Source organism: Streptomyces roseoviridis (assembly GCF_039535235.1).
GTDB classification, from domain to species: domain Bacteria; phylum Actinomycetota; class Actinomycetes; order Streptomycetales; family Streptomycetaceae; genus Streptomyces; species Streptomyces roseoviridis.
In genome coordinates, this window is record NZ_BAAAWU010000001.1 from 6980515 (window position 1) to 6993649 (window position 13135).

At 72.9% G+C, this 13135-nt stretch carries 9 protein-coding genes; 1 reads left to right on the forward strand and 8 read right to left on the reverse strand.

Going from position 1 to position 13135, the window contains the following annotated elements; genetic code table 11:
- Window positions 1-151 precede the first annotated feature (151 nt).
- The 4 genes from ramS to ABD954_RS31550 form a co-directional block, all read right to left on the reverse strand.
- Complete coding sequence (gene ramS / locus ABD954_RS31535) at window positions 152-280, reverse strand: mycelium formation morphogenetic lantipeptide SapB (RefSeq protein WP_345491208.1); 129 nt, start codon at window positions 278-280, stop codon at window positions 152-154.
- Between the two features lie 45 nt (window positions 281-325).
- Window positions 326-3070, reverse strand: coding sequence for a class III lanthionine synthetase LanKC (lanKC, locus tag ABD954_RS31540; RefSeq protein ID WP_345491209.1), 2745 nt, complete (start codon window positions 3068-3070; stop codon window positions 326-328).
- A 143-nt stretch (window positions 3071-3213) separates the two neighbouring features.
- Window positions 3214-4170: a helix-turn-helix domain-containing protein gene (locus ABD954_RS31545; RefSeq protein ID WP_345491210.1), complete on the reverse strand. Its 957-nt coding sequence runs from the start codon at window positions 4168-4170 to the stop codon at window positions 3214-3216.
- Window positions 4171-4348: 178 nt separating this feature from the next.
- Complete coding sequence (locus tag ABD954_RS31550; RefSeq protein ID WP_345491211.1) at window positions 4349-4708, reverse strand: hypothetical protein; 360 nt, start codon at window positions 4706-4708, stop codon at window positions 4349-4351.
- Window positions 4709-5148: 440 nt separating this feature from the next.
- Between ABD954_RS31550 and ABD954_RS31555 the strand changes: the two genes are divergently transcribed.
- Window positions 5149-6342, forward strand: a complete 1194-nt coding sequence (locus ABD954_RS31555; protein ID WP_345491212.1) for a low temperature requirement protein A — start codon at window positions 5149-5151, stop codon at window positions 6340-6342.
- Window positions 6343-6509: 167 nt separating this feature from the next.
- On the opposite strand, the gene ABD954_RS31560 is transcribed toward ABD954_RS31555, so the two are convergent.
- The 4 genes from ABD954_RS31560 to ABD954_RS31575 form a co-directional block, all read right to left on the reverse strand.
- Window positions 6510-7475, reverse strand: coding sequence for a glycoside hydrolase family 6 protein (locus tag ABD954_RS31560; RefSeq protein ID WP_345491213.1), 966 nt, complete (start codon window positions 7473-7475; stop codon window positions 6510-6512).
- A 256-nt stretch (window positions 7476-7731) separates the two neighbouring features.
- Window positions 7732-9165: an endo-1,4-beta-xylanase gene (locus tag ABD954_RS31565; RefSeq protein ID WP_345491214.1), complete on the reverse strand. Its 1434-nt coding sequence runs from the start codon at window positions 9163-9165 to the stop codon at window positions 7732-7734.
- Between the two features lie 290 nt (window positions 9166-9455).
- Window positions 9456-10916: a glycoside hydrolase family 43 protein gene (locus ABD954_RS31570; protein ID WP_345491215.1), complete on the reverse strand. Its 1461-nt coding sequence runs from the start codon at window positions 10914-10916 to the stop codon at window positions 9456-9458.
- A complete protein-coding gene (locus tag ABD954_RS31575) occupies window positions 10913-13132 on the reverse strand; it encodes a glycoside hydrolase family 3 N-terminal domain-containing protein (RefSeq protein ID WP_345491216.1) in 2220 nt (739 codons plus the stop codon). The genes ABD954_RS31570 and ABD954_RS31575 overlap by 4 nt, the downstream gene beginning before the upstream one ends.
- Window positions 13133-13135: the final 3 nt, after the last annotated feature.

A 13135-nucleotide genomic window follows, 5' to 3' on the forward strand; every position in this document is an offset into this window, starting at 1 on the left:
TCTCGTACGGGGAGCTTCCCCGCTCGACGGAAGCCCCCGGCGAGGCCGCCGACGAGGTCCGCCCCGACGGCCGGTGCCCCGGGAGCAGAGCTCCAGGGGCACCGTGACCCCGCACCGGCGTTCAGGGGGCCGGGCGGGAAGCCGCGTCGGGTCAGTTACAGGTCGTCACGCTGAGGCTGCTGTCGCCGCAGAGCAGGAGGCTGGCGCGGCTGCCGCTCTCGACGTCGCCGATGGCCTCGTCCTTGGGGGTCTCCAGCGACTGAAGGTCGAACAGGTTCATGATCGTTTCCTTTCGTATGGGGACGGTGGTGCGTGGACGACCCCGTCATGGGGCCGGTTCGTGGGGCCGCGGAAGCGGCGGGAGGAACGGCAGGTGCGCCGGGCGGTCGTCCAGCGCCGCCGCGAGGGCCAGCAGGACGCCGGCACTGCCGGTGGAGAGGTCCATGGAGAGGCGCATCATCTGCTCTCCGGGGAAGGCGAGGTGGCCTCGGTAGGTCATGGCGTGCCAGGTGAGGCATCCGACCTGGCGGCGCACGTCCTGCCGCGTCGTACCGGGTCCGCCGGCGTTCGTGCGGGAGAGGTGGAGCACCATCCCGGCGACGCCGCGGAAGAGGCCCGGCTGGGCGTAGAAGGTGGCCTGCGCCGCCCGTACGATGTCGCGGCGGGCCCGGTCCAGGTCGTCGTCGCGCCGGTGGAGCAGATAGTCGTCGATCACCGTGCCGATGCCGACGCTGCCCGCGCCGAGGTAGGGCATCGTGCGCCAGCCCTCGTCGACCTGCAGGGTTCCCGACGCCCCGCGGACGCAGCGGGAGAGGTCGTCGTGGAGCGCCTCGGCGGCGAGGTCGAGCAGCGCGGTGTCCCGAGTGCGTTCGTAGAGCCGTACGAACAGCAGGGCCCGTCCGGCACCGCCGTGCAACAGCCCCGTGCGCACCGTCCCCGGCGCCGCCCCCGCCGCCGTCGTCCGGGGGGACGTCCGCGGCGGGCGGGCCGTCAGCTCGGCGCATCGCAGGGCCGCCGCGTGCAGGCCGCTCTCACCGGTGGCGGTCGCCAGGGCGTCCAGGGCGAGGCCGATGCCGGCCGTCCCTCCGTGCAGGTCGGGGGCGAGGGCCTCGTGGTCCTGTTCGAGGACGAGCGAGGCCAGTTCGAGCGCGGCATCCGTGTGCCCGAGCCGGTCGAGGGTCCACGCGACGCCGGTGAGCCCGTCGTAGAAGCCGAGCGGCGTACCGGAGTCGGGTCGCTTGGCGTACCGCAGCAGTCTCTCCTCGGCCTCCGGACATCGGGGGCCCCCGCTCTCGCGCAGGGCGTGGAGCACTCCGGCGGTGCCGTACCCCACGGACATGCCCCCGCCGGCGGTGGCGAACTGGGCGATGTCGCCGGGAAAGAACCGGTCCTCCCGATCGGGCGTCGCCGACGCGAGGACGGCGCGCACCAGGGAGTCACGGGCGGCAGGCCAGTCCCCGGGCTCCACGGGCAGGAACCGGGGGCCGTCCGGGCGCCGGTCGGGCACTCGGGCGCCGTCGCCGGGCCGGACCCGGGAGCTGTCTGGGCGCCGGTCGGGCACTCGGGCGCCGTCGCCGGGCCGGACCCGGGAGCCGTCCGGGCGCCGGTCGGGCGCCTGCGCGCCGCCGCCGGGCGGGTTCCCGGACGGCTCGCGGGTGATCTCCCGCACCGCCTCGTCCAGGAACCCGGGGGGCACCGGGAACCGCGCCGCGGCGGCCTCCGCCAGGTGCGCGGCCTTGCCCCGGTCCACGGCCAGCAGACTCGTGAGGGGGATGAACAGGGCGATCCGGAGGCACGCGAGGGCGTACCGGTCCACGTCGAAGCCCCGCCGGTCGGCCGGTGCCACGAACGCCGGGTTGGCGACGGTCTGACGGCCGCCCTCGGCAGCGGGCTTGGCCGCTTCGAAGTCCAGCAGCACCACCGACGACTCGTCCTCGGACACCATGATGTTGAACAGGTGCAGGTCGTTGAAGACGACTCCCCGTGCGTGGACCTCGGCCACGGCCCGCTCGACGAGCCCGTGGATCCGCAGCGCCCACTCCGTGTACGCGGCGAGCCTCTCCGCCGGCGGATCGGCCTCCATCAGCGGATGCCGCCGGGCGAAGAAGGTGTTGAGCGGCTTGCCCTCCACGAACTCCAGCGCGAGGAAGTGGTGGTCACCGACCGTGAAGCTGTCGAGGACCTCCGGCGTGCAGGCGAGCCCGGAGAGCTTCTCCAGCGCTTCGCGCTCGCGGCGCAGCCGGGTGACGGCGTCCGCCCCGTCCGCGGCGAGGCCGGCGTACGGACGCGCCTCCTTCAGGACGACCCGTCGGCCCGTCGACCGGTGCCGGGCCTCGTACACGCCGCCGCCGTTGGAGAAGTGCAGCGCCTTCTCGATCTCGTAGGGCATGTCCTCCACCGTCACCGCGGCCCGCGCCGCGAGGTGCGGGAGCAGGAAGGCGGGCGGGGTCACCCAGTCGGGCACGTGGAAGACGGGACCGCGCCGATCGGGTACGAGCGTGCCGGATCCGTCCTCCAGGGCCGGCCGCAACTCCCCGTGCTCGTCGTAGCAGTGGCGGCGGGTGAAGCTTCCGTACCGCAGGTGCACGGGGCCCCGGCCCCACCGCAGGTCGCTCAGGATGTACGGACCGGCCTCGCCGTCCAGCAGTGCGGCCAGGTCGGTGGCCACGCGCTCGCACGCGTGGTCGTCGGCCGGGTAGACGGTGATGAACTTGCCGCTGGCCGAGCGGTCCGCGTACTTGGCGTTGCGCTGGTGGAGCAGATAGCGGCTGGGGACGAACTTGAAGGCGACGTCCCGCTCCAGGCAGTACTCCCGGACCGTGGCGAGGACCGCCTCCGCGTTGCCGAGACCGGCCGAGACGTGGATCTTCCAGCCCTGCGAAGGGAGCGGGCGGTCCAGCGGACGCAGAGCGAGCCAGTCGCCCGTCCGGTGCGAGGTCCAGCCCTCGGGTACGGGGAGGGTGGCGGCCCGGTAGAGGGAGCCGGTCTCGGCCTCGCCGAAGACGAGGCGGTGCGGCGCGTCGTAGAAGTGACGGTCGGCGTCGCAGAACACCGCGTACCCCTTGTTCACTGCGCACTCCCTCGGTCGGTGACGGACACGACGCTGTCATGTCCCCCACCGGCCCCGACAGTCGCCGCTGTCACCTTCCGCATGTGCGGAACGCACGGGTAACAAGGGTCCCGCGCACGCCCCTCCCGCGCGGGCACGGGGTCTCAGGACAGCAGGTCCAGCAGCGCGGCGCCGGTGTCCGTGAGCCGGAGGCGGACCTCGCGCCCGTGGCGGGTACGGCGCAGCAGGCCCGCACGGGCGAGCTGACCGCAGTGGTACGTGGCCGTGCTCACCGTGACGTGGGCCTGCCGGGCCGTCTCCGAGACGGACGGCCCGCGGCGGGCGGCCCGGAGGATCGCGGCCCGGACCGGACCGAGCACCGTCTCCAGCGGATCGGAGACCCTCCGCGGCTGCGTGTCCGCGCCCTCGGTGAGCTGCCCCAGCCCGGGAAGGGGGTAGCCGATCCAGATCAGGTCCGGGTCCTCGGCGCTGTAGGCGCAGGCGGAGAACCCCGAGGCGAGCGGCGCCAGGACCAGGCGGCGGCCGCGGTCCGAGAGATGCGAGGGGCAGGCGTGGGGGAGTTCCAGGAGGCCGTCGGCGTAACGGACCGACGCGCCCAGGGTGTTGAGCAGCGGGGCGAGACCGCCCGTCACGGAGGCGACCCCGACGCGTTCCGCCTCGCGCAGGAGCAGCCCGTCCGCCCGTCGCCACAAGGGGCAGAAGGCGGACCACACCGAGTGCGCGAGCCGCCGGTAGGCGTCGAGGAAGCGGCGGGGCCGGTCGGCGATCCGCCGCCAGTGTTCCGGGACGGCGTCGCCGAACCGGCGGGCGATCTCCTGTTGCAGCACCTCGGCGTCGAGGGCGTCCAGCTCCTCCTCGACGCCCCTCGGGTGCGGACCGGGCGCGGCGTCGCGCACGCCCCGTGTCAGGGAGAGGCTGTCGGGCAGCCACGGGACGCCCGAGGTGAACACGGCCCGCAGCTCGGCCCCGTCATCGGGCCGCGCCGACTGGCGGACGATCCGGTTCCATGACTGCGGCATGCCCTGAGGACGGTCGCCGAAGGCACCGGCGAGAACGGAGAACAGCGTCGTCCCCGGATGCCGGCTGACCGACAGATGCACATGCTCGAGACGTCCGATCGGAACGCTCGCCGTCCTCGACATACAGCCCCCCGCCGCACCGCCGTACCCGCTTCGAGGTCGCGATCGTATCCGTGTGCGGGAGGAGGCGGCGCACGGCAGGGGGCTTCGACACGCCGCCGAAGCCCCCCGTCGTGCCGTGCGGTCAGGGCGGCTCAGGTCACGGGCTGCCCGTCCACGCCACGTACAGGTCGTAGGTGATCTCGCCCGCGCTCCTGCACTCGTAGACGAACCAGTACTTGTTGCGGACCCCGTTCTGGCCCGCGTTGTTGCACTGGTACCACGCGATGTCGCGGGTGTAGCCGTGGAAGGTGCGGTGGTACACCAGGTTGTACGCGGCGGCCGAGGCCCCGTTCGTCGCGGAGCCCGTGGCGCTGGTGGAGCCCGCGGCGCCGGTGGCGGCGCCGACGGCCGTGGGCGGGGCCGACGTCTGCGCCGCCGCCGTGCCGGCGAGCCCGGCGATCGACAGCAGACCCGCCGCCAGGGCACCCGCGGCCCGGACCGAATTCCTTCGTGACAAGGTCACATACCTTTCTTCTGCCCGGATGCCCCCGCATCCGGATCCGACGACGGCCGGTGCCGGGCCTTCTCGACGAGGCCCCCGCACGACGACGCATGCGACGCCGCACCGGCTCCCCGGCCCGGAGCACCGGCCGGTACGACCACTCTGTCCGGGCGGGCCGGCCCGTCCCAGCCTTTCGAAATCCCTCGAAACGACAGGCCGCGCGGGGTGTGCGCCCACCGGGCGACCGAGCACCGGGGCGTTTGTCACCGCATCGCCCGCAGGGGCGTCGCGTCCCCCTTGGGCGACCGCGGCACGGCGAAAGCCGCCATGACCCGGGCGGCGAGGTGCGACCACCTGGCCCGTTCGGGTGACCGGACGGTGTGCCGCTCAAGGGCGGCTGCCGACCGAGGGGCAGGCTCGGGGGCCGTGGTACACGAGCCCCGGACGGATGCCTGATGAGTGCCTTGGACGCGGCAGCCCCGCGCGCGCGGGAGGGCCGGCACGCGGCCTGGCTGGAGCTGTTCTTCGACCTCGTGTTCGTGGCCTTCGCGGCGCAGCTCTCGCACGGGCTGCACGGCGACCCCGGGCTGCCGGAGTTCGCCGTCTTCCTCGGGCTGTACTTCCCGCCGTGGTGGATGTGGTGCAACCTGATGGTCTCGGCGAACCTCTTCGAGGACGACAGCGCCCGCCGCCGTTTCCTGATGCTCTTCGCGATGCTGTGCCTGGCCGCGATGGCCGCCGCGGTGCCCGAGGCCGACAGCACCCGTGGAGCGGTGTACGCCCTCGGGTACGCGGGCACGCGACTGGTCCTGCTCGGGCTCTGGTGGCCCGCGACCCGCTTCCCCGAGCCGCATCGGGTCCCGCGCTGGCGGCCTTTGAGCTACTGCCTGGCGTCCGGGCTGCTGTGGGCCGCGTCGGCGGCCGTCCCGTCCCCCTGGCAGTACGTCGTCTGGGCCGTGCTGATCGCCGCCGAGATGGCGCTGCTGCTCACCGCTCGCGGTCGCGGCGTTCCCGGCCGGCTGAACGCCGGGCACCTCGTGGAGCGGATCGGGCTGTTCGTCATCATCGTGTTCGGCGAGTCGGTGCTGTCCCTGATCACCTCGACGGACCACGTGTGGACGGCCGACGCCGGAGTCGTGGCGGTGCTGGGGTTCGTCCTGCTGGCCGCGCTCTGGTGGTCGTACTTCGACTTCGGCTCGACCGCGGCCGAGCAGGTGCTCGGCCGTGCCGAAGGGGTGCGGGCCTACCTGATGGCCCGGGACATCGGTGGCTTCCTGCACTACTTCGTCACCGCCGGCATCCTGTGCATGGCCGCCGGACTGGCCACCGCCGTCGAGGAGTCGGGCCACGCCCACCTGGCCGGGGGCCCCGCATGGGCCCTGGCCGGAGGTCTGGCCCTGTACCACGCCGCCCACGCGGCCATCGCGCTGCGCTTCGGCAGGAGCCCGGTCGCCGTGGCGGTCTGGGCGGTGCCGGGCATCGGCGTACCGGTGGCGGTGGCCCTCGCCCACCAGGTCCTCGCGCCCTGGCTGGTGGTCCTGCTGCTCGCGGCCGAGGCCATCGCTCACCTGCTGTACGCCCGCACCAAGGCAGCCCGCCTGCGGCCTCCGGCCGCCTCGTCGACGGACGATCCGAGGGCGGCGAGCTAAGGGGTGCCGGAGCCTCCGGTCGCCGCGGAGAAGACCGTGACGACCGCCTCCGGAGACGGCGGCGGCCCGGTCCTGGAACACTCGGGGCCGTCCCGGGAGGCGGCCGCACCGCCCAGAACCCCGTCGAGGAGGGGGCTGGACGCGGCATGGGGCGGGGGAGTGCGAGGTCAGTAGCCGTAGATCATCTTGTAGGCGACCTCGGGGAGGAACTGTCCCGCCGAAGACCCGGCCCCGACGCCGCAGTTGCCGTCGGACTCACCCGGTGCCTTGATCCACAGGAGCATCTCGGCGCCGCCGCCCAGCTGGGTGGGGGTGCCGATGCGGCGGCCGGCGGCGTTGCACCACTCGCCGTTGGAGCCGTTGCCGTTCCGGCTGGTGTCGACGACGAACGGCTTGGTGTAGCCGTAGCGGGCGGCCAGCTCGCTGTTGACGGCGTTGCCGTACGCGGTGTTCTGGGCGGTGGTGTAGTAGTTGGAGACGTTGAGGGAGAAGCCGTGGGCCTGTCGCAGGCCCGCTTCGTGGAGGCGCTGGGCCATCGCCGCCGCGCCGATCCAGCCGGGGTTGCCCGCGTCGAGGTAGACCCACGTGTGGGGCGCCTGGCGGTTGAACTCGGCGAGGGCGCCGCTGATCATGCCCTGGCGCTCGCGGATCTGGGTCTGGTTCAGGCACCCGTAATCCGCGAGGGCGTCGGGCTCGAGGATGACCACGGCCGGGCGGCCCGCGATACCGCCGGCGAACTGCGCTATCCAGGTCGCGTAGGCGGACGGCGAGGCCGCGCCGCCTCCGGAGTGCCCGCCGCAGGAGTCGCGGAGGTAGATGTTGTAGGCGACCAGGACCGGCAGCTTGTCCGAGCGGTCCGCCGCTCCCGCGTAGGCGCCGGTGGCGGTGCCGATGGTGCCGCTCCAGGCGCCGAACCAGCGCGCCGTCGGGGTGTTGGCGATGGACGCGTTGATCGCGGGCGCCCGGCCGTCACCGGGATGGGCGGCGACCCACTGCTTGGCGCCGGAGTTCGGGTCCACGTAGAACCCGCTCGTCATGGTGGTCGGGTCGGCCGCGTGGGCGGACGGCGCGGCGGTGAGCGCCAGCGGCAGCGCGAGGAAGGCTGCGGCGAGGGCGCGGATGCGGCGGCGCATGGCTGTACCTCGGTTTCTCGGAGGGGTCCACGGAGGCGCTGGGAGCGCTCCCATCGGAAGGCGCTCCCAGCGGGCACTCTCTGGTTCTCGGGCGATGGCCGGTATCGTGTGACCCGCCTGTCGCCCTGTCAAGTGCTCCCACACGGGCGCACTTCAGGTGGGGACCTCCGCGAGCGGCGCGGTCGGTCGGCGCCGCCTCGGCGTCACCGACGACGTCGCCGCCCTCGGTGGTGGAGGCTCCCTGTGCCGCGGCGGGTCAGCCGCGGGTCCAACGCTGGTTGCCGCCGCCCGAGCAGGAGTAGAGCTGGATCGGGGTGCCGTTGGCGGTGCCGTTGGCGGCGGCGTCGAGGCAGAGGCCGGACTGGACTCCGACGAGGGAACCGTCGGAGTTGAAGCGCCACTTCTGGTTGTCGCCACCCCAGCAGCCGTAGATCTGGACCTTGGTGCCGTTGCCGGTGCCGGCGGCGTCCAGGCACTTGTCGCCGTAGACCCTGAGCTCACCGGCGGCGGTGTACGTCCACTGCTGGTTGGTGGCGCTGTGGCAGTCCCACAGCTGGAGCTGGGTGCCGTCGGTGGTGCTGCTGTTCGGCACGTCCAGGCAGCGGCCGGAGGCGACGCCCTTGATCTGTCCGCCGCCGGTGGGGGGCGGGGTGGTGGAGCCGCCGTTGAGGGCGTTGAGGACGGCGGTGTACGCGGGCTTCTTGCTGCCGTCGTTGTTGAAGAGCAGCGGCGTGTCGCCCGCCCGCCAGGAGTCCATGTCGCGCACGCCCCAGACGGTGATGCCGAGGCAGCGCGGGACGGCCAGGCAGTCGTTGGTCACGGCGGCGTAGGTCGAGGCCGAGGCGCCCTGGATGTCGAGTTCCGTGACGGCCACGTCGACGCCGAGTGCGGCGAAGTTCTGCAGGGTGGTGCGGAAGTTGCTGTTGTAGGGGCTGCCGCTGTTGAAGTGCGCCTGGAAGCCGACGCAGTCGATCGGGACGCCGCGCTGCTTGAAGTCCCGGACCATGGCGTACATGGCCTGGGTCTTGGCCCAGGTCCAGTTCTCCACGTTGTAGTCGTTGTAGCAGAGCTTGGCGGCCGGGTCGGCGGCGCGCGCGGTGCGGAAGGCGACCTCGATCCAGTCGTTGCCGGTGCGCTGCAGGTTGGAGTCGCGCCGGGCTCCCGAGCTGCCGTCGGCGAAGGCCTCGTTCACGACGTCCCACTGGGCGATCTTGCCCTTGTAGTGGGCCATCACGCCGTTGATGTGGTTCGTCATCGCCTGGCGCAGGGCGCTGCCGCTGAGGTTCTGCATCCAGCCGGGCTGCTGTGAGTGCCAGGCCAGGGTGTGACCGCGCACCTGCTTGCCGTTCTGCACGGCCCAGTTGTAGACGCGGTCGGCGGCGGTGAAGTCGAAGCGGCCCTGCTGGGGCTCGGTCGCGTCGATCTTCATCTCGTTCTCGGCCGTCACCGAGTTGAACTCGCGGTTGGCGATCGTCGTGTACGCCGAGTCGCCGAGCCTGCCGGAGGCGATGGCGGTGCCGAAGTAGCGGCCGCTCTGGGCCGCCGCACGGCCGAGCGTGCTTTCGGCGGCGTGCGAGGCCGGCGGCGCCACCAGTACGGCGGCCGGACCGAGGACGCCGACGATCAGGGCCGTACAGAGACCGCCGATTTTCCGGCGGAGGGCGGTGGGGGGAATTGCGTTTAAGCGCATGACGGAGCCTCCGGGGTGGGGCGGAATTCACGGAAGGATGAAAGCGCGGCGGAATGGAATCCGCGTGAACGGCGCACGCGTCCCTGGATGGAGGACGCTCGGATTCAGTGTGAAAACCTGGCGGAGGCATGTCAATGCTTTCGAAAGGCTTTCGGAAATCCGTCCCTTTCAAGGGATTCGGGAAGTGGCTTTGTGTCCGTGCGGGGGAATCGAAAGATTTTCGCAGCCGAGTGGGCCGTCGATGGGAACGGCGGTCCCTCCGGGGAGAGGCACCGCCATCGACAGGTAGGTCATTCCGGCCGGCTCGGGTACGTGATGTCGAACCTCGTGAAGTGGGCTTGACCGGTCGACGGGCGGCCGTTGGAGGTGGCGTAGAGCCCGAGCTGGACGCTGGTGAACAGCGGGGCGAGGAAGGCGGCGTCGACGGTCGTGAGGTCCTGCCAGGCACCGTCGGGCGTCGCGTGGGCGAAGGTGTGGCTGAAGCCGCGGACGCGCACGCCCAGGCGCACCGGGCCCGCGGGGACGGGACAGCCGGCCAGCACTTCGTTCCCGCGGCGGAGGCTGAGCCCTTCCGCGGTGCGGAGGAAGAGCAGATGGGCGTCGTCGTCTCGGACCACGGCGAGGCCGGCCTCTTCGTCCGGTGCGGCGGGGGTGAAGTGCAGTTCGGTGGAGACGTCGCAGTCGGGCTGTTCCTGGGGGCGGACCAGCAGGGAGGGGACGGTGCGCTCGCCGAGGCGTTCGGGACGGAGCCGGAGACGGAGCCCGTCGCCGGTGGCCCAGAACGCCGCGCGGGGAGTGCGCAGGGTGCTCCAGTCGGCCGAGAGGGTGGCGAAGTCGTCGTGGAGGGGCCGGCGAGGGCCGGTGTGGACGACGGGGGAGAAGACCGGCCAGCCGTCGTCCCAGGAGACCCGGCTGAGGAAGGTCTCGCGGCCGAGGGCCGAACCCGGGCGGACGCCCAGGAGGACGGCCCGCCAGTCGCCGTACGGGGTCTGGACGAGGTCGGCGTGACCGGTGCAGGTGACAGGGCCCGTGGCGGGCGGGAGCAGCGGGTTGCCGGGGGCGCCCTCGTAGGGGCCGGTCACGCGGTCGGCTCGGGCTGCCACGACGCTGTGGTCGACGTCGGTGCCGCCCTCCGCGGTGAGGAGGAGATAGCTGCCGTCGATCTTGTACAGGTGCGGGGCCTCCGCCCATCGGGCGCCGGGGTGGCTTCCCGACCACAGGACGTGCTCGGGTCCCGTGAGCCGTCGTTCGCGGGGAAGGTATTCGCGCATCCAGATCTCGGTGTGGCCGGCGGCCTCGTCCCGTACGCGGGTGGCGGTGAACCAGGCCCGGCCGTCACCGCCGTCGACCTCGTCGTCGAAGAACAGCGACGGGTCGAAGCCCTCGCCCTCCAGCCAGTGCGGTTCCGACCACGGCCCCGCCGGGTCGGTGGCCGTGACGACGAAATGGCCGGGGCCGTCCATCAGCGTGCAGACGAGATGGAAGACCCCGTCATGGTGGCGGATCGTCGGCGCGAACAGGCCCCGTGAGGGCGCGCACCCGTCGAGGTCGAGCTGGGACGGCCGGTCGAGCGCGGAGCCGAGGCGCCGCCAGTTCACCAGGTCGCGGCTGTGGAACACGGGAAGGCCCGGGAACCATTCGAAGCTGGACGTGACCAGGTAGTAGTCCGCCCCCACCCGGCAGACGGACGGGTCGGGCCGGAAGCCCGGCAGCACGGGATCACCGAACGAAGCGCCGCTGCGGGCCGTCATGACACGGGAACGATCTCGACCGGCACGGACAGCACCCGGTCGGTCCCCGGGTGGCGTACGGGGCCGTGCAGGGTGAAGGACCCCTGGAGCGGAAGGTCGCCGCTGGACCGTCCGACGGCCACGCGGATCTCCCCGGGCTCCACTCTTCTGCGCAGGTCGATCCCGGTGAAGGAGGTCCGGTCGGCGTGGACGGAGAAGGTGACCCGGGCGGCCGTCCCCGGCTCCAGCTCGACCCTGCCGAATCCGGCGAGCCACCGCTGCGGCCGGACGACGGACGCCACCGGGTCCGAGAGGTACAGCTGGACCACCTCGGTCCCGGTCACCTCGCCGACGTTGCGGACGGTGGCCGAGACGGCGACCGTCCCGTCCGTCGCCGCGACGGGGTCCACCGAGAGCTCCGAGTAGTCGAAGCTGGTCCAGCTCAGCCCGTGTCCGAAGGGGAACAGCGGGGTCGGGTCCACCGAGCTCCAGTCGGTGTGTCCGCCGAGCCGGGGGCGCAGATAGGTGCCGGGCTGGCCGCCGGTGTGGCGGGGGACGGAGACGGGCAGCCGCCCGGACGGTTCCGCGGCCCCGCTGATGATCCGGGCGAGCGCCGTCCCGCCCTCCTCGCCGGGGAAGAAGGTCTGCACCACCGCCGACGCCCGTTCGGCCAGCGCACCGAGCGCATAGGGCCGCCCCGAGACGAGGACGAGGACGGTGGGCACCCCGGAGTCCAGGACGGCGGCGGCGAGCGCGGCCTGGTCACCGGGCAGGTCGAGGGTCTCGGCGTCGCAGCCCTCTCCGGAGGTGCCCCGGCCGAACATGCCGGCCCGGTCCCCGAGCACCAGCACGTTCACGTCCGGGTCGTCCGGTGTGACCGTGAACCCGGCAGCGGTGAGCGCCTCTCCCAGCGTCGGGATGTCCAGCCCGAGGTCACCGGGCAGCGCGACGTGGTTGGGGAAGGAGTAGCAGCCGAGGAAGACCTGGGGGTCGTCGGCGTACGGCCCGCTGATCGCGACCCGGCACGGCCGCAGCGGCAGGGTGCCGTCGTTGGCGAGCAGCACGGTGGACCGCTCGGCCAGGAGCCGGGCGAGGGCCCGGTTCTCCGGCGGGTCCAGGGGGACGGGCTCGGGTCTGACCGGTTCCCAGTCGGGGTCGAGCAGACCGAGCTCGGCCTTCTGCAGCAGGACCCGTTCCGCGGCCCGGTCGACGACCTCCTCGGCCAGGGCTCCCGACCGCACGAGCGCGGTCAGCGGCTCCCCGTAGCAGCGGGCCGTGGGCAGCTCGACGTCGATCCCGGCGGTGAGCGCGAGCGCGCCGGCCGCGCCACGCGATCCGGCGACCCCGTGCCGCGTCTGCAGGAAGGAGACGGCGTAGTAGTCGGCGACCACCACACCGCCGAACCCGAGTTCACCTCTGAGCAGGTCGGTCAGAACCGTTGCGTCGGCGGCGACCGGGACGCCGTCCACGTCGGTGTAACTGTTCATCACCGACCGGGCCCCTCCCTCCCGCAGCGCCCGTACGAAGGGTTCGACCAGCACGTCGGCGAACTCGCGCGGCCCCGAGGCCACCGGGGCCATGTTCCGGCCGCCGCGCGAGGCCGAGTACCCGGCGAAGTGCTTGAGCGTGGCCACGATCCCGGCGCCTTCCAACCCCTGCACATAGGCGGTGCCGATCGCTCCGACGAGATACGGGTCCTCGCCGATGCACTCCTCGGTCCTGCCCCACCGGTAGTCGCGGACCACGTCGAGGACCGGAGCCAGCCCCTGGTGGACGCCGACCCGCCGCATCCCGGCGCCGATGGCGGCGGCCATCTGCCGCACCAGCCCGGGATCGAAGGACGCGCCCCAGGCGAGCGGCCCGGGGAAGACCGTCGCCCCGAAAGTCATGAACCCGGTCAGGCACTCCTCGTGGGCGACCGCCGGGATGCCGAACCGGCCGGACGCGGTCACCTGACGCTGGAGCGAGGCCAGCCGCTCCATCCCCGCCTCCGCGGTGATCGGCGCGGTGCCGTACACGCGGGTGAGCTGGCCGAGCCCGTGGGCGACGACGTCGTCGAATCCGGGCGAGGGCTCGCCGGAATCGTCCTCCATCGGCGCGACAGGCGCTCCCGGATCCGAGGGAAGGGCCCAGAAGCCGGTCAGTTGCCCCGCCTTCTCCTCCACCGTCATCCGTTCCAGCAGATCGGCCACTCTCTCGGACGCGGGGAGGAGGGGGTCACGCCAGGGCTCGGTCAAGGG

Coding starts and splice junctions, on each gene's coding strand:
- ABD954_RS31565 (WP_345491214.1), bottom strand. CDS start 9,165: ATGCGCTTAAACGCAATTCCCCCCACCGCCCTCCGCCGGAAAATCGGC.
- ramS (WP_345491208.1), bottom strand. CDS start 280: ATGAACCTGTTCGACCTTCAGTCGCTGGAGACCCCCAAGGACGAGGCC.
- ABD954_RS31560 (WP_345491213.1), bottom strand. CDS start 7,475: ATGCGCCGCCGCATCCGCGCCCTCGCCGCAGCCTTCCTCGCGCTGCCG.
- ABD954_RS31570 (WP_345491215.1), bottom strand. CDS start 10,916: ATGACGGCCCGCAGCGGCGCTTCGTTCGGTGATCCCGTGCTGCCGGGC.
- ABD954_RS31555 (WP_345491212.1), top strand. CDS start 5,149: ATGAGTGCCTTGGACGCGGCAGCCCCGCGCGCGCGGGAGGGCCGGCAC.